Genomic DNA, 15,149 nt, shown 5'->3' on the forward strand with positions numbered 1-15,149 from the left:
GGCTGTCTTCCGCAGCGGGTATCGCCTTGTCGGTTGCGCCAGCCGCCCCAAGCGATACCTGCTGGATAAGTCCCTCGTCAAAGTGCAAGGTTGATCCAGTTCCAATGGGATATATGAAGCAATGGCTGATAGACCCTTCCTGGACTCACCCCTTGCTATTTTTTTCGATCCAGTTGCCCCCTTGGCTGTTTTCTATCGCTAGTCTTGGGTTTCTCGTAGATGTGGGCCTCGTTCTGCTTCTGACGTACTTTGTTCTAGTCATCATTGGCGAACGAAGAACGCTCTGGATGGTGCGAGGCTTTTTGGTGCTGATGCTGGCGGCGGCGCTCAGTAGTCGCTTGGGGCTGATGCTGCTCAGCTTTGTGCTGACCAATTTGGTCGTTGGTTCGGCAGTGGCAATGGCGGTAATTTTGCAGTCGGAGTTCCGGCGGTTTCTAGAGCAGCTAGGGCGAGGGGAAATCTTGCAGCTGTTTCAGCCGTCTCGGGAAACGATGCCCAAGGCCGATAGCGTGATCGATGAGATCGTGGACGCGGTCAAAGAGCTCTCGCAAAATCGAACTGGGGCTTTGTTGATCTTGGAGACCGATCGCCCGATTGATGAGCGCGATTTTTCGGTGCCGGGGGTCAAGCTCAATGCCGATGTTTCTAAGGAGCTGCTGCAAACGCTGTTTCAGACGACGACCCTGCTGCACGATGGGGCAGTGTTGATTCGGGGATCGCGGATTGTGGCGGCGAGCGTGATTTTGCCGATTTCGGACCGCACGGCGTCTCGGCGACTGGGTACTCGGCACCGTGCCGCAATGGGGATTACAGAGCGGGTCGAAAACTGTATTTGTGTGGTTGTATCCGAAGAGACTGGGTCTATTTCGCTAGCGGAGCGAGGCACGCTGAACCGCCCTTTGACGAGCAGTAAACTGAAGGAATTGCTGGAGACTCGCTTTTCTCCGTCTGTAGATCGTGAGGCAGTGGCCACTGATTTGCGGAGTTTAGGTCGTCAGATTGGTGCTCAGGGCTGGGCCCTCGTTTCGCGCATACTCCGTCTTCCTTCTTCAGCTTCTCGGGAGAAACAATGACTACAAAGCCGACTGTCTTGAAAGAGTTACCTGCTGATTTGAAGCGCGATCGCCTGCCGAGACACGTCGCTGTCATCATGGATGGCAATGGACGCTGGGCGAAACGGCGCGGCCTGCCGCGGATCATGGGGCATCCTCGGGGGGTAGACTCTCTGCGAGAAGCGGTGCGCTGCTGTGATGACTGGGGCATTCAGGCGCTGACGGTGTATGCGTTCTCGACGGAGAACTGGAACCGCCCGCAGCAAGAGGTGATGCTGATCATGACGCTCATCGAGCAGTTTCTGCGCCGAGAGCTGCCGGAGATGATGGAGCGGGACATTCGCCTGAAGCTGATGGGGAATCTCAGTGCGCTGCCGGCGTCGCTGCAAGCGGCGATGGAGCAGTCGATGAATGCGACGAGCAACAATCGCGGGATGCAGTTTACGGTGGCGACGAACTATGGCGGTCGCCAGGAGATTCTCCAGGCCTGCCGGACGATCGCCCATCAGGTGCAGCAAGGGGCCTTGAGCCCCGATGAGATTGATGAGTCGGTGTTTGAGCGCCACTTGTACACTGCTAGCATCTGCGACCCGGATCTGCTGATTCGCACGAGTGGCGAGATGCGCATCAGTAATTTTCTGCTGTGGCAGGTCGCCTATTCCGAGATTTACATCACGGAGACGCTGTGGCCGGATTTCAATCGTGATGAGCTGCGACGCGCCTTGCTGGCGTACCAGCAGCGGGAGCGTCGCTTTGGCAAGGTCTAGGGACCGGAAAAGATAGCCGCTTCGATGTCCTGGCGGTTGAGGGAGTATTTGAAGGCGCGCTGAATGTCTTCGCCGCTTTCGCCTGCTTTGAGGTAGCGGACGGCGATCTGATCGATGTCGAGGCAAATCTCGGCGCTCCAGGCGGCTTGCTGGATGTGCCAGCAGTGGAGATCGGTTCGATCCTGTTCGCAGCCTTGATCGCGGAGCCACTGCTCGATGTGGGGCAGGGGATGGTTGTAGAGGGGGGTGTCGGCGGAAGGCAGGGTCATGGTGATGATGGGGTGAAGGGGTCGGGATGCGTCAGGGCGATCGCCCTTGAATGGTTGAATTCTTGAACTTTGGCGTTTTTGAGCGCTGGAGCGCTGGAGCGTGTCCCTTGGGCCTAGGGGGTGAGGGGCGGGGCGGGGCTGGCCGAGGACCAAAGCGGGGGCTCGGCGATCGCCGCGGAGGACTGCTGGAGACCTTCGCGGGGCTGCTCGGCCTGGAGGGGCTCGAAGGCGGCATCGCCCCGAGCAAATCCGATGGCGATCGCCAAAATCAGGCAGCCCAAGATCGTCAGGCCCATCAAAAACAGGGCAAAGATTTCGCCGGGGGAGAGGGGCCGGTCAGTGGGATCGAGGTAGGCCGAGGAGGAGGCGTAGCGCTGCGGAGTGGCTGGGCGGTTGTAGGCTGGGGGCACCTGTATCACGGGAACCCGGGAGTAGCCGATTTTCTGGTCATAGGTGGTTCGGCGATCGGGGTTACTGAGGGTTGCGTAGGCTTCGTTGAGCTGCTGAAACTTGGCAGTGGCGATCGCTGGCGGCAGCAAGGTTGTGTCTGGGTGATACTGCTTGCTCAAGTCGCGGTAGGCCTGGCGAATATCCCGCACGGAAGCCGACGGATGGAGCCCGAGCAGGGCGTAGTGGTTGGGGGGCGCGTACTGCTGATCCGACATTCTCTGATCCGACATTTTCGGTCCCTGACGATTGGCGCTGGCCGGGAGAAATGCCCTGGCAAAAATCTCTTGCTATTTTAACGAGCCTGGGGTCTCCAGAGAATCCCTGGCGATCGCCCGCTGTCGCAAAACCAAGCCATTGAGGCAGGCCAGCAGCAGCCAGCCCACCAGATTCATCCGCAGGTCAAACAGGGTGACATCCAGCAAGTTGAACAGGGCGATCGCCCCAAAGCCCACGCCGTAGGCGAACAGCACCGCGCGATCGCCCCCGTCCAGATTCGACAGCCAGTGCTCCGGGGCCAGTAGATAGCGGCCCACCTGGGCCAAGGGCCACGCCACCAGAGCGCAAAACGCCAGCGTTGCCGGAATGCCTGTCTCAGCGCTCAGCATCAGCAGCAAATTGTGGGGATGCCCCAGCCAAAACCCAGTTTTGGCCTCGTACAGCGGCGTGAAATTTCGCAGGCCCCAGCCCAGCCAGGGCCGCTCCGCCGTCAGCTGGCGCGCAAACAGCCACTGAGTGCTGCGCAGCGTCGCCGACGGGCGATTGGGAAAAGACTGGTCCGTCAGGCGACCCCACACGAACACCGGCACAATCCAGCGCAGCCACGTGCGCAGCGGCAAAGGCCCAAAGGCCGCTAAACCCACCGCGCCGCCGATGGCCCCCACCACTCCTACGACCCAGCGCCAGCCGCAGTACACCGAGAAGACGATCGCCTCCAAAAGGGCGATCGCCCAGGCATTGCGAGAGCTGGTCAGCAGCAGTGTGACCACGCCAAAAAACAGCAGCACCCCCAGAAAAATCTGGCGTCCTCGGTGTCCGCCGCGCCGCCGCTCATCGATCAGCAGCCCCACACACAGACTGATCAGCACCAGCAAATAGGCCGCCAGGATATTGGCGTACATAAACACCGACGCCGCTCGCGTGACCGGGTTGCCCCCCGCATGCAGTCGCCAGCCGAGAATTTGGGTCATCGTCTCCGAGGTGGACAGGCCCACCAGCTGCCCCAGGCCCAGAGCCACCACCACCACGCCCCCCGCCGCCAAAATCCAGGCCAGATGCCGCAGCTGAGCCGCGGTCTGGAGCAGGCGACTGTAGGTGGCAAAGAAGATGAAAAACGGCAAAAAATTGGCCAGACCTAGCCACGCGTCCACCGGGCGATAGGCCGTGATGCAGGTCAGGGCCAGCCAGAGGCCCAGGCCCAGCCAGCCCCACATCATCGGCTGGCGCACAATCCTGCCCAAATGGCGCCACCACGTGGCCAGCAGGGAAAATCCCAGCAGGACGCCTCCCGGCGCAGGCCACAAGAAGAACACAAACAGGCCAACTTGCGCCGTTGCCCAGGCCAAGTTGAGGCTCGGGTCTGAATGGCGCTGGATCAGAGGGGATTTGGTCAAAGAGAGAGCGTTCACCGGAGACGTTGATCCGTGAGAGGGAGCAGCCAGTGACGGCGTTGGCGCATCAGAGACGCCGGAGCCATCAGTGCCGCAATTCTAGACCCTCTATCCACAGAATCAAACTGCGCCCAGGAATTCTGCGCGGGTCAGACGAATCTGAGCCAGGGCAAACACGGTGGGAATGATGCGGCTGTAGTTGGTGGCGATCGCCCGCCAGCCCAGATCCGCCAAGAACCACGCCCACAGCGCAGGACCCAAAACCGTAAACACGCTGCGCGCTGCCGAATAGCGCGCCACGCTCAGGGCCATGCCGCGCTTGGCCATGTGCATCGCGACGTAGCCCTGGAACTGGGCGGCGGCGGCCGCACCGCCCTGGACGATCGCCTGCTTGGCCATCTGGTAGCTCGCAAAATGAATCGCAAACTGGCGCGCCAGCTGCTGTAGCAGGAACGGCTGAATCAAAGAACTAACGGCGATCGCGCTGCCCCCCTTGATCAGCAGCCCCATGGGGTCTCGCTGGAGCGATCGCGGCAGCTGCTGAGCGAGCTCTGCCTGGGTGAGCGATCGCTGGAGGGCCGCATTCAGCACGCTGCGCTCCTGGGCGGGCAGCTGCCGCCACGCTCGGCCCAGCAAATGCAAAAACACCTCTGCCTCCAGGTCAACGGTCGAAAGGGACGCTGAGTAGGGCAGCTTTAGGTAGCGGCACACCTGAACCAGGGCCTGCCGGTACGTGACCCGCTGGGTGCGTCCCTGGAGCACTGTCACGCCGTCGGCCGCCAAAAACCGAAAGCGCTGCTCTAGGCGATCGATCCAGGCTTGACGAGACTGGCTTTGGAGGTCAACGGGGTTGGGCGTCTGGACATAGTCCAGCGGATTAAACTTGGGACGAAATAAAACGTCTGTCAGCTGAACCAACTCCTCGGTGGTTGCCAACTCCAGCCCTGTTCTGAGTTCGTCCACGGCGTTTGCCTCCAAACCACTGGCTTGCCAAGATCTTGCGGCGATCGCCTGCTAAAACTTCTGACAGTCTCACAAAGGGCGATCGCTGTAGCTATTCTATCGGCAGCCGACCAGTCCCTCGCGTCTAGCGCCCCAAGTCCCCAAGCTGCTAGCATCGAGGCCTGGAGAGGTCAGCATGGCTCAAAAAGCTGGCCCCGTGCCTCGTTCCCAAGAAAGCCTCGCCGCTTTCGCGGGCCGCAGGCCCCTACCAAGTCCTGGGTATGCAGACGGAGTGCAGCTTGATTGAAATTGCGATCGTAGGAGCCGGTATGGCTGGGCTGACCTGTGCCCAGCAGCTCCATCAGGCAGGCTATGACGTGGTGGTTTTTGACAAATCTCGGGGCGTGGGTGGACGGATGGCCACGCGGCGCGCCCAGGGCACCTGGGCCGATCACGGGCTGCGCTACTTCGAGGATTCCCCCGAGGGCGATCTGACGGCTTTGCTTTCGCTGCTGCGCGATCGCGGCTTGATTCATCCCTGGACCGACCACGTGCAGGAGCTCGGTCCCGATGGCCAGCTTCGTCCGTCGCGCGATCGCCATCCCCGCTACGTCGCCGCCCTGGGCATCAACTCTGTCGCTAAGTTTCTGGCGACGGGCCTGACGCTGCACCGCGAACACCGCGTGAGCGCGATCGCGCCGACCCCAGCTGGTCAGTGGCACCTCACCTTCGCACCTCCTACCCCCGACGTCCAAGCCCCCGATCCTGTCCTGGCCAAGATCTTGGTTTTGGCAATTCCGGCGGCCCAAGCCCTGGATTTGCTAGCCCCTGTGCCCCAAATTCCTGGAGAGTCCCTAGCAGCGCTAGAAGCGGTCACCTTTGACCCCTGCATGACCGTCATGGCAGGCTACCGGCCCCACCCAACGCTCGAAAATCTTGATTGGCAGGCGATCGCCCTGCCCCAGGATCCGCTCCTGAGCTGGATTAGCCTCGAGAGCAGCAAGCGATCGCTGCCGGCTGCGCCGGTGCTGGTGCTGCACAGCAGCCCGAGCTTTGCCGCCGAAAATTTTGATGCCCCAAACCTAACAGAGGCTGCCCACGCTTTACTTCAGCGGGCAGCCTCTGTCCTGCAAATCTCTTATTGGCAGCAACCGGACTGGTTGCAGGTGCACCGTTGGCGCTATGCCATTCCTCAACAGTCCCACCACGATCGCGCTTTAGCCGCGACCCAACCTGCACCGTGGATTTGTGGGGGAGATTGGTGTGGCGGCGAGGGGCTCAGCAGCGCTTACCGCTCTGGCTTCGCCATGGCCCATCAAGTCAATCAGTGGCTAGAGGGTCGCCCGCTCAAAGGCGAACAAGCCTGGATGGATCTGGTTTCTGAAAAGCTTTAAAAGAAAGAGCCTAGCGAGGCTCCTCAAGCAACAGACTTAGCGATCAACAGCGCCTTCGTCTTGCTCTTCTTTATTCTCGCTACCTTCCTCTTCGGGACGGCTGCCCATCGGACGACGACGGTTCATGCGGTTGCGGCTGGTCCGCTTCCGGAACTTCCGCGCGTATGCTTCGTTACGCAGCGCTTTTTCTTTCTTTAAATTGCGGCGTTTAGCCATGTTATTGAATGCCTCTCCGAAACCATTTACCAGCACTTAAGCTGAGCACTAGGCCCTGTTCCTTTTGCCAAGACATCGGAAAAGGACAACCAAGGCTTCCCTTGCTCGAGGGGTGGAATAGCCACTCTAACATAATTTTTTGGACGAACCCAACCCTTCCGCCTGGGGAATCGGGGCTTCCCAGGGTGAGGGCGGAGCCGCCAAATAGGCCCGAATCCAGTCCAAGGCGTCGGCTTGGGTGGTGATCAGCCCCTCGGCTTGGGCGACCTGAACGTGGGTCAGCAACTGGCCGATCTGGGGACCGGGGGGCAGCTTGAGGGTGGTCATGAGGTCGCGGCCGCTGAGGAGGGCCTGGGGGTGGGCGACGGGATCGGTGGGATCGAAGTAGTGGTCGAGCAGAGGAGCGATCGCGTCGATGGGCGTGCCGCTGGCGATCGCCAGCATGGCCAAGGCGGCAAAGGCAGGCCCCACCGCCTGGAAGAAAAAGAAGCGATCGCGCCGGGTGGGCAGTCCTGCTTTGAGCGTGGGCAAAAACTGCTGAAACAGCAGCGCCGCGCGGACTTCGGCCCGGCTCATCTTGAGGCGCAGCAGCTCGGCTTCGGCGGCGTCGGCCTCGGGGGCGAGCAGGCAGGTCAATTTGGCGATCGCCAGCCAGGTGCGATGGCTCGGAACCAGCTCCTTTTTGCTGCTCTGGGCATTGCTAAAGCTGACTTCTTGGTTGAGGGCCGGGGCGAGGGCGGGCCAGCGATCGCCCAGCTCGGCCAGCAGCTGCTCAAAGGTTTCGACCTGGGTCAGGCCTGCCTCGGTGCTGTGGGGCAGCCAGTGCTCCAGCAGCCCGTCCTGCCAGGCCGCCCGTAGCCAGGGAGCGCCGCCCACCGTGCGCAAGAGATAGTTCAGCTCCGTCTGCACCCGCTCCGCGGCAATGTCAGCTAGCAGCGGCGCGAGGGTTTTCAGGGCGACGCGGGTTTCGGGCTCTACCCGAAAGCCTAGCTGGGCTGCCTGACGGTAGGCCCGCAAGAGCCGCAGGGGATCTTCGCGCAGATTGCTGGAGGACACCATTCGGATAATGCCTTCCTGCAAATCGGCGTGGCCCTGGAGCGGGTCGATCAGCTCGTCTTGGTGCGGGCTGTAGGCGATCGCATTCACCGTGAAATCCCGCCGCTTCAGGTCCGTCTCCAGATTCACGCCCTCCTGGAGCGCAAAATCCGCAGTGGCCCGGGGAAAGACTAGCCGAGCAATCTGGCGCTCAGCATCGAGCACCACAAAGCCTGCCCGGTAGTGACGGGCAATGGCCTGGGCCGTTTGCACCGCTTGCTCGGGCAGCACGAAATCGAGATCGAGGGTCTCGGCTTGGCGTCCGAGCAAGGCATCACGAACTGCGCCGCCCACCAAGCAAGCGCTGGACGGCAGCCATTCTAGAGAAAACGGCCAAGATTGGGGAGATAAGGCAGAGGAAAGCACCAACAGCAATCAAACAGCGAAAGATAAATAATGAAGCGAGCCAAGACTCAATTAGACCCATTTTCCCTGGGGTTGGCGCAGAGACTGATCAGAAAATCTGCGGAACCCAGGTGACGTCTGCCGAGGAGATAGCCCCGCGCCTTGTCCAAACCGCGATCGCCCGGCCGTCTGAGCTAGAGTAGCAGAAAGCCCCAGGCTCTCGATGCGAACGAGCCTGCCAATCCTTGGGAGGGAGCCACCATGTGCATTTGCGTTAACTGCTACTACGTCGACCGTTGCACAACCTACCACGCAGTGGAGGCCAATCACCAGCAGCCCCACCTCACTGACACCCCCACCTTCGAGCCCGAAAATCCCACCATCAACGCCAACATGATGCTGCCAGAGGTCGTGATTACCGACGATGGCCGGGTGACCCAGGAGGGAGACTTTGGCTTTGAGTATGACGTGGTGGGGTGCGACAGCTTTCGCGCCGATCAAGGGAAATGGGCTCGCCTGCGCCCCGGCGAAGCGGTGCCGACCTAGGTTTAGGAGGTCGCGCTGGTTGATTTGGCGCTCGGCCAGATGTAGATCACGCCGGAAATGACCGTGAGCACCACGGAGAGCCAGAAAGCGGCGATCGCCACCGGCTGCCAGGTGGGCAGCGGCGCAATCAAAAGGGCGATCGCGACGATCTGGCTCACGGTCTTGAGCTTGCCCCAGAGATTGGCACCCGAAATGCTGCTGCTGCCCGTAAACAGCAGCGGATTGACCCGCCACCCTGCGATCGTCAGCTCGCGGGCCAAAATAATGAACACGCCCCACGCCGGGACCTGCCCTAGGCCAATCAGCGCCATCAGCGGCGCAAGGACCAGCAGCTTGTCGACCAAGGGATCAAGAAACTTCCCCAGGTCGGTCACCTGGTTGAGCCGTCGGGCCAGGTAGCCGTCGAGCCAGTCGGTGCCCGCCGCCAGCACAAACACGCCGCAGCCGACCCAGCGGATCGCCTCGCTGGGCTCACCGCGCAGCCACAGCAGCAGCAGCGGCACCGCAATCAACCGAGAAACCGTAATCCAGGGGGGCAAATTCATGGGTGCGTCTCCGAAGGACGTGATAGCCGGCAGTCTGGGCTCAAAGATCTAACTTGATCTTAAATCTCTCGGGCAATTTGCCTCGATCCATTCCAGGGCAGGCTGTCAAACGAATTTCTGTGACAAAATGAGGGCACTTCAGGCCAAGGCACAAACCCTCCACCAAACGAGTCCCAGTGCCAGGAATCTCAAAATGTGGGGGATGGACCCAGAGGCCAAAAACCCTCGATCCTTCCCAAAGCGAGAGGTTGTTCTGATTTGGAGCCGTCTATGCGTGTCCTGTTGCTGTATCCTCGGTTTCCCAAGAGTTTTTGGTCCTTCGAGAAAACCCTGGCCCTCCTCGATCGCAAGGCCATGCTGCCGCCCCTGGGGCTGGTGACCGTCGCCGCGATTTTGCCCCAAGAGTGGGAATTCAAGCTGGTCGATCGCAACATACGCGAGGTGACCCAAGCGGAGTGGGACTGGGCCGAGCTGGTCATCCTCTCCGCCATGATCGTGCAAAAAGAGGATTTGCTTGAGCAGATTCGGGTCGCCAAGGGGCAGGGCAAACGCGTTGCGGTGGGCGGTCCCTACGCCACCGCCCTGCCCGATGAGGTCAGCGATGTCGGCGCAGACTACCTGATTTTGGACGAGGGCGAGATTACCTTGCCGATGTTCATCGAGGCGATCGCCCAGGGCCAGACCTCCGGCGTTTTCCGCGCCAATGGCGAAAAGCCAGACGTCACCGGCACGCCGATTCCCCGCTTCGACTTGCTAGAATTCGACGCCTACTCAGAAATGTCGGTGCAGTTCTCCCGGGGCTGCCCGTTCCAGTGCGAATTTTGCGACATCATCGTCCTCTACGGCCGCAAACCCCGCACCAAAACCCCCGCCCAGCTGCTGGCGGAGCTCGAGCGGCTCTACGAGCTGGGCTGGCGACGCAGCATTTTCATGGTCGATGACAACTTCATCGGCAACAAGCGCAACGTCAAGCTCTTTCTCAAAGATCTCCAGCCCTGGATGGTCGAGCACGGCTATCCGTTCTCCTTCGCCACCGAAGCGTCGGTCGACCTGGCCCAGGACCAAGAGCTAATGGACGCCATGGTCCAGTGCAACTTCGGCGCGGTGTTCCTCGGTATCGAGACGCCGGACGAGTCCAGCTTGACCCTGACCCAAAAGCACCAAAACACCCGCGACTCCCTCAGCGAGGCCGTCCTGGCCATTACTCGCTCGGGGCTGCGAGTGATGGCTGGCTTCATCATCGGCTTCGACGGCGAAAAGTCGGGGGCAGGCCAGCGCATCGTCCAGTTCGTGGAAAAAACTGCCATCCCGACGGCCCTGTTCAGCATGCTGCAAGCGCTGCCGGATACCGCGCTGTGGCATCGACTCAACAAGGAAGGGCGGCTGCGCGAAAAGTCGGCCAACATCAACCAGACAACCCTGATGAACTACGTGCCGACTCGGCCCCTGGAGGAGATCGCCCAGGAGTACGTGGACGCGTTTTATCAGCTCTACGATCCCGTGCGCTTCCTCGATCGCGCGTACCGGCACTATCGCCTCCTGGGAGAAGCGACCTATCCCAAGAAAGGCAAGCGGGCCAGAAAGCCGATCAACTGGGTGACGATTCGCGCCTTGCTGACGATCGCCTGGCGCCAGGGGGTGGTGCGAGAAACCCGCTGGCAGTTCTGGCGCAACCTGTGGAACATGTGGCGTCACAATCCGGGCGGGATCAGCAGCTACCTGTCGGTCTGTGCGCAGATTGAGCACTTCGTGGAGTACCGCGAAATCGTCAAGCGCGAGATCGAGCAGCAGGTCAGCCAGTTCCTGGCGGAGGAGGCTCGCCTGAAGGCGCAGGAGGTCTCCCAAACCGCGGCCTAGGCCCGGGCGACAGTCTGCTTTTCCAGAGGTTCAAGACCGGTCTTCACTAGAATCAGAATGCTGGTTCGTTTGCGATCGCGCCTGTGGCTGGATTTCTGATTGTTTTGCTGTCGTCGGTCTTTTTCTGCCTGCAAAATATTGTGGTGCGGGTGCTGTTCCAGGAACAGACGATTTTGGGCGCGTTTCAGACGGGGGGGTTTGTCGCCCCCACCTTCCAAAACTCGTTCTTGCTGATGTTTCTGCGGATGGTGGTGGTGGTCCCGCTGATGGCGGCGATCATGCCGACGCTCCACGCTGACACCTGGCAGGATTTTCGGCGGCTCCGGCAGCAGGCGAGCCGGCCCGCGCTGCTGCGGGCGATCGCCGGGGGCGGGCTGATGTTTCTTTATCTGGCCCTGCTGTACGTCTCCATTGGCCTGATTCCCACCGGCATCGCTCTGACGCTGTTTTTCACCTATCCGGTGTTTACGGCGCTGTTTGCCTGGGGCTGGTTTGGCGCGCGCCCGAGCCCCTTTCGCTGGGGCGTCATGGGCCTGATTTTGCTGGGCAGCGTCTTGACCATGCCCCACAGTCAGCCCGACGCCGACAGCTCTCTGTGGCTGGGGGTGGCTCTGGGCATCGCCTCCGGCGTGGTCTACGCCCTCTACACCGTCAACGCCCAAAAAAGCTTTGAAACCCTGCACCCAGTGCCTTTCACGTGGATGAGCTTCGCGGTGGCGCTGGTGCTGTCGGCGGGCAGCCTGGGGGTCTGGCCGGTCCAGGGGGCGGGGCTGGCGTGGCCCGAGCTCTGGATCGGCAGCCTAATATCGGCGATCGCCACCCTCACGGGCCACCTGCTAAACAACTTCGGCATTCGACTGGTGGGCGCTACCACCGCTTCGATGGTCGGGGCGACCAATCCGGCGCTCACGGTGCTGGTGGCCTGGTTCGCGATCCAGGAAACCCTCAACGGGCTGCAAGTGCTGGGCATCATCGTGGTTACTTTCAGCGTGGCGCTGCTCAGCCGCGATCGCAGCCTGCACAAGCAAACCTCTTGAGGCCGAGGGGCGAGTTTTTCTCAAGCGCTGATCAGAGATTAAACACCGGCAGAATAAACGCCAGGGCGATGCCGCCGATCACCAGCACTTCGAGCACTTTCAAGATCGAACTGGCGGGACGAAGCTGTAAGCGCTGGAGCCACGTGCTCGGCTCGTCGCCCTCCCGCAGGCCCCAGCGAAACATCGACGCCAGCAGCGGCACGCCCCCGACCTTGGCCCCCAGCAGCAGATGCAGGGCCAAGCTGACAAACACGCCGCCCCAGGCCAGCAGATGGGCGAGGTACCACGGACGATCGATTTCTCCCGCTGGCAGCCACTCTTCTTTCATCATCCGGCCCGTCACCACCGACGCCGTCACCGCCACCAGCATCAGGGTGTTGGCCAGCCGCTGCAGCGTCACCCACCAAATGGGCTTGCCGACCTGCCGCAGCGCCGCGAGCGATCGCCCCTGGACCAGCCGCTGAGCCCCCAAATGGAAGCTGTACAGCGCAAAAATCGGCAGCAGCAGCAAAAACGTCAGCGCGATCGTGCCGTGGATGCCCTGGATATCCCCCAGGCTCGGCAGGCCCAGGCTCCCCCAGCGCTTGTCGTAGGTGTCATACACCCAGAACCCCGAAATCAGCGCCAAAATCACCAGCACCGCCGCCCCACCGTGGAGAATCCGCAGCAGCGCGGGCTGATACATACGAGACTCGGACATAACAGCTCCTCTCAAAACAGCAAACCCTTCTTGATCCCAAGAATGGATGCCGAAAACTTCTATTTCTCAGGCAATTTTCACACGGCTTCTAAGAGAAAAAGCTGTTTTGAAGTCAAAATTTTTCGCTCCAATATGCCCACAAGAAAAGATCTCAAACTGCAAATTGGCAAGATGACTTTCAGTGCTTTGACAACAGAACTACTCTTGAATTTTTTATGATTTTCAAAGGAATTTCACTCTTGATGGACAAACAGAAATCAGGCTGTATTTGCCCCTCTCAAATCAACGCTTTATCGTCGTTAATTCTGTTAGCTCGGCTCTGTTAGCTCGGCTCTGTTAGCTCGGCCATGAATTTTAGGCTTAGGCTTGCTTGAAGGGGAGTTCTTGGTTGATGGCGTCCATTTCTTGGGCTTCGAGGTCGTTGACCTCGGCGATGTACTGCTGGAGGATTTTGCGGAAGCGGGCGTTGTAGAAGCGGTGGAGGCTGTAGTTGGGGGCGGCGGGGAAGCCTCGGCGCTTTTTGTGGCGGCCACCGGCTCCGGGGTCGAAGGTGCGGATATTGTGGGCGATCGCCCACTCGATGGGGGCGTAGTAGCAAGCGTTGAAGTGGAGGCAGTCGATCTCCTCAAAGCTGCCCCAGTAGCGGCCATAGAGCTGATCGCCCTTGGTGATGCAAAAAGACATGCCCAGGGGATGGCGATCGTCCGCTCCCTCCCGATAAGCCCCAAAAAACACCACTTGCTCCCGGTGGGTGGCGTGGAGCTGCTCAAAAAAGTGACGGGTCAAGTACTTGCTGCCCCACCAGCCAAACTTGTCGCAGGTGTCGCTGTAGAAGTCGTACATCAGCGAAAACAGGGGCTTGGGGATTTGGTCGCCGGTGAGAGCGCGCAGCTCTAGGCCCGCTGTGGCGATCGCCTTCCGTTCGCGTTTGATGTTGCGGCGCTGATTGGCATTGAAGCGGGCCAGATAGTCATCGAAGGTTTGGTAGCCCTGGTTTTCCCACAAAAAGCTGTGGTGCAGCCACGGGGTGAAGCCGTGGCGCTCCAGGACCGGCTGCCAGTCGGGGTCCACGTAGAGGAAGTGGCAGCCCGAAATGCGATTGCGATCGCAAAAATGGTCAATTTCCGACACCATCAGCTCGGTGAGCAGGTCTTCGTCCTCACCGGGAGCAATCAAAAAGCGGTAGCCCGTGGCAGGGGTGAAGGGCGTCATGCCCAGGAGCTTCGGGTAGTACTGGATGCCCAGGCGCTGGGCCAGCTCAGCCCACTGCTGATCAAAGACAAACTCGCCGTAGCTGTGGCCCTTCAGGTAGAGCGGCGCGGCGGCCACCAGGGTGCGATCGCGCCACAGCGTCAGGTGGTTGGGGAGCCAGCCCGCGTTGGGGACGGCGCTGCCCGAGGTCTCAAGGTGATCGAGCCAGTCCCACTCCAGAAAGGGCGTGGCCAAGGGCTTGGCAAAGGCATCCCAGGCAGCCTGGGGAATGTCGGCTATGCGGTTGACCCAGGCCACGGAATAGCGAGCGGTAAGAGATTCCAGCATGACTCGCGCAGGAGAAGGACACAACGGAGGATTGCGGCACAGGCCGCTTCACTTAGCCTAATGCAAAGTCAAGAAGCTGGGCGGGCAGGGCCTTCGGGCGATCGCCGTCGGTAGTGCAAGAACACCTCGTCGCCGACCACCTCCGCGCTCAGGAGCTGAAGCTGGGGCGCGTGGGCCGCCGCGAAGCCCGACCCTTCTAGGGGGGTGGGGGCAGCGGCCCCGCCCAGCAGCAGCGGACACAGGGTCAAGTGCAGCTCGTCAATCAGGTCCGCCGCTGCCAAGCTGGCCACCAGCTCACCGCCGCCGAGCACCGCGATCCGGCTCAGCCCCCGCCGATAGAAATCTGCCCAAATCGCCGCCCAGTCGAAATCGGCCCCCGCCAGCGGCGCCCCCAGGACTTCAGCAAAGTCGGGGCTCGATCGCCAGCGATCGCGCTGATGGGCCTCCGTCAGGAGCCAGCGGGGCACCGGCTGCCGAAAAAATCGCCACTGGGGATCAAAGACTGCTCGACGGGACACCACGATCTGCACGGGCTGGGGCGGCTGGCCTCGCTGGGCGCGATCGCCCAGCAACGCCGGATCGCGGACCGACATCGTGGTGCCATAGGCCCGCAGGGTCCCCGCTCCGAAGATCACGCCGTCGGCCAGAGCCACCTGGGCCTCTAGGTGCTGGCGATCGCGCTCGGAGCCAAAGCGGGCGGGCGATCGCGCAGCATCGGCGATCTTGCCGTCGGCGCTCATGGCGAGGACGACCGTGGTGTGGGGACGCAGTTGGGCAGCCATAGGCAA

At 61.2% G+C, this 15,149-nt stretch carries 16 protein-coding genes; 6 read left to right on the top strand and 10 right to left on the bottom strand.

What is annotated here, in order from left to right:
• The first annotated feature begins 104 nt into the window (after positions 1 to 104).
• Complete coding sequence (gene cdaA, locus GEI7407_RS02630) at positions 105 to 1,073, top strand: diadenylate cyclase CdaA (RefSeq protein ID WP_015170575.1); 969 nt, start codon at positions 105 to 107, stop codon at positions 1,071 to 1,073.
• Complete coding sequence (locus GEI7407_RS02635) at positions 1,070 to 1,819, top strand: isoprenyl transferase (RefSeq protein ID WP_015170576.1); 750 nt, start codon at positions 1,070 to 1,072, stop codon at positions 1,817 to 1,819. The genes cdaA and GEI7407_RS02635 overlap by 4 nt, the downstream gene beginning before the upstream one ends.
• On the opposite strand, the gene GEI7407_RS02640 is transcribed toward GEI7407_RS02635, so the two are convergent.
• The 4 genes from GEI7407_RS02640 to GEI7407_RS02655 form a co-directional block, all read right to left on the bottom strand.
• The gene (locus GEI7407_RS02640) at positions 1,816 to 2,088 is read right to left on the bottom strand and encodes a DUF3143 domain-containing protein (protein ID WP_015170577.1); all 273 of its coding nucleotides are present in this window, start codon (positions 2,086 to 2,088) and stop codon (positions 1,816 to 1,818) included. The two genes, GEI7407_RS02635 and GEI7407_RS02640, sit on opposite strands and share 4 nt — an antisense overlap.
• 113 nt (positions 2,089 to 2,201) lie before the next feature.
• On the bottom strand, positions 2,202 to 2,768 hold the full coding sequence (locus GEI7407_RS02645; RefSeq protein ID WP_015170578.1) for a J domain-containing protein: 567 nt from the start codon (positions 2,766 to 2,768) through the stop codon (positions 2,202 to 2,204).
• A gap of 57 nt (positions 2,769 to 2,825) precedes the next feature.
• Positions 2,826 to 4,148 carry an O-antigen ligase gene (locus GEI7407_RS02650; protein ID WP_041268629.1) on the bottom strand — a complete coding sequence of 441 codons (1,323 nt, stop codon included), beginning with the start codon at positions 4,146 to 4,148 and terminating at the stop codon, positions 2,826 to 2,828.
• 117 nt (positions 4,149 to 4,265) lie between these two features.
• The gene (locus GEI7407_RS02655; RefSeq protein WP_015170580.1) at positions 4,266 to 5,108 is read right to left on the bottom strand and encodes a YaaW family protein; all 843 of its coding nucleotides are present in this window, start codon (positions 5,106 to 5,108) and stop codon (positions 4,266 to 4,268) included.
• Between the two features lie 260 nt (positions 5,109 to 5,368).
• Between GEI7407_RS02655 and GEI7407_RS02660 the strand changes: the two genes are divergently transcribed.
• On the top strand, positions 5,369 to 6,481 hold the full coding sequence (locus tag GEI7407_RS02660; protein ID WP_051030662.1) for an NAD(P)/FAD-dependent oxidoreductase: 1,113 nt from the start codon (positions 5,369 to 5,371) through the stop codon (positions 6,479 to 6,481).
• 36 nt (positions 6,482 to 6,517) lie between these two features.
• On the opposite strand, the gene GEI7407_RS02665 is transcribed toward GEI7407_RS02660, so the two are convergent.
• Positions 6,518 to 6,697 carry a hypothetical protein gene (locus GEI7407_RS02665; protein WP_015170582.1) on the bottom strand — a complete coding sequence of 60 codons (180 nt, stop codon included), beginning with the start codon at positions 6,695 to 6,697 and terminating at the stop codon, positions 6,518 to 6,520.
• 126 nt (positions 6,698 to 6,823) lie between these two features.
• Complete coding sequence (locus GEI7407_RS02670; protein WP_015170583.1) at positions 6,824 to 8,158, bottom strand: CCA tRNA nucleotidyltransferase; 1,335 nt, start codon at positions 8,156 to 8,158, stop codon at positions 6,824 to 6,826.
• 240 nt (positions 8,159 to 8,398) lie between these two features.
• Between GEI7407_RS02670 and GEI7407_RS02675 the strand changes: the two genes are divergently transcribed.
• The gene (locus tag GEI7407_RS02675) at positions 8,399 to 8,683 is read left to right on the top strand and encodes a Ycf34 family protein (RefSeq protein WP_015170584.1); all 285 of its coding nucleotides are present in this window, start codon (positions 8,399 to 8,401) and stop codon (positions 8,681 to 8,683) included.
• A gap of 2 nt (positions 8,684 to 8,685) precedes the next feature.
• Here the strand turns inward: GEI7407_RS02675 and pgsA are convergent, their stop codons facing one another.
• Complete coding sequence (gene pgsA, locus GEI7407_RS02680) at positions 8,686 to 9,228, bottom strand: CDP-diacylglycerol--glycerol-3-phosphate 3-phosphatidyltransferase (RefSeq protein WP_015170585.1); 543 nt, start codon at positions 9,226 to 9,228, stop codon at positions 8,686 to 8,688.
• 270 nt (positions 9,229 to 9,498) lie between these two features.
• Between pgsA and GEI7407_RS02685 the strand changes: the two genes are divergently transcribed.
• Complete coding sequence (locus GEI7407_RS02685; protein WP_015170586.1) at positions 9,499 to 11,085, top strand: B12-binding domain-containing radical SAM protein; 1,587 nt, start codon at positions 9,499 to 9,501, stop codon at positions 11,083 to 11,085.
• Positions 11,086 to 11,168: 83 nt separating this feature from the next.
• Positions 11,169 to 12,122, top strand: a complete 954-nt coding sequence (locus GEI7407_RS02690; protein WP_015170587.1) for a DMT family transporter — start codon at positions 11,169 to 11,171, stop codon at positions 12,120 to 12,122.
• A gap of 31 nt (positions 12,123 to 12,153) precedes the next feature.
• Here GEI7407_RS02690 and GEI7407_RS02695 read toward each other — a convergent pair whose 3' ends face one another.
• The 3 genes from GEI7407_RS02695 to GEI7407_RS02705 all read right to left on the bottom strand — a co-directional run bounded on the left by GEI7407_RS02695 (position 12,154) and on the right by GEI7407_RS02705 (position 15,143).
• A complete protein-coding gene (locus GEI7407_RS02695; protein WP_015170588.1) occupies positions 12,154 to 12,822 on the bottom strand; it encodes a cytochrome b/b6 domain-containing protein in 669 nt (222 codons plus the stop codon).
• A gap of 360 nt (positions 12,823 to 13,182) precedes the next feature.
• Positions 13,183 to 14,361, bottom strand: a complete 1,179-nt coding sequence (locus GEI7407_RS02700; RefSeq protein ID WP_015170589.1) for a GNAT family N-acetyltransferase — start codon at positions 14,359 to 14,361, stop codon at positions 13,183 to 13,185.
• Between the two features lie 68 nt (positions 14,362 to 14,429).
• Entirely contained in the window at positions 14,430 to 15,143 is a 714-nt protein-coding gene (locus GEI7407_RS02705; RefSeq protein ID WP_015170590.1) for a RibD family protein, read from the bottom strand.
• Positions 15,144 to 15,149: the final 6 nt, after the last annotated feature.

This window comes from Geitlerinema sp. PCC 7407, from assembly GCF_000317045.1.
In the GTDB taxonomy this organism is placed as follows: domain Bacteria; phylum Cyanobacteriota; class Cyanobacteriia; order PCC-7407; family PCC-7407; genus PCC-7407.

Excerpts from the sequence above, each read along its gene's own strand:
- GEI7407_RS02665 (WP_015170582.1), bottom strand. The coding sequence starts at position 6,697 with ATGGCTAAACGCCGCAATTTAAAGAAAGAAAAAGCGCTGCGTAACGAA.
- GEI7407_RS02700 (WP_015170589.1), bottom strand. The coding sequence starts at position 14,361 with ATGCTGGAATCTCTTACCGCTCGCTATTCCGTGGCCTGGGTCAACCGC.
- pgsA (WP_015170585.1), bottom strand. The coding sequence starts at position 9,228 with ATGAATTTGCCCCCCTGGATTACGGTTTCTCGGTTGATTGCGGTGCCG.
- GEI7407_RS02660 (WP_051030662.1), top strand. The coding sequence starts at position 5,369 with ATGCAGACGGAGTGCAGCTTGATTGAAATTGCGATCGTAGGAGCCGGT.
- GEI7407_RS02675 (WP_015170584.1), top strand. The coding sequence starts at position 8,399 with ATGTGCATTTGCGTTAACTGCTACTACGTCGACCGTTGCACAACCTAC.
- GEI7407_RS02685 (WP_015170586.1), top strand. The coding sequence starts at position 9,499 with ATGCGTGTCCTGTTGCTGTATCCTCGGTTTCCCAAGAGTTTTTGGTCC.
- GEI7407_RS02695 (WP_015170588.1), bottom strand. The coding sequence starts at position 12,822 with ATGTCCGAGTCTCGTATGTATCAGCCCGCGCTGCTGCGGATTCTCCAC.
- GEI7407_RS02645 (WP_015170578.1), bottom strand. The coding sequence starts at position 2,768 with ATGTCGGATCAGAGAATGTCGGATCAGCAGTACGCGCCCCCCAACCAC.
- cdaA (WP_015170575.1), top strand. The coding sequence starts at position 105 with ATGGGATATATGAAGCAATGGCTGATAGACCCTTCCTGGACTCACCCC.
- GEI7407_RS02635 (WP_015170576.1), top strand. The coding sequence starts at position 1,070 with ATGACTACAAAGCCGACTGTCTTGAAAGAGTTACCTGCTGATTTGAAG.
- GEI7407_RS02705 (WP_015170590.1), bottom strand. The coding sequence starts at position 15,143 with ATGGCTGCCCAACTGCGTCCCCACACCACGGTCGTCCTCGCCATGAGC.
- GEI7407_RS02640 (WP_015170577.1), bottom strand. The coding sequence starts at position 2,088 with ATGACCCTGCCTTCCGCCGACACCCCCCTCTACAACCATCCCCTGCCC.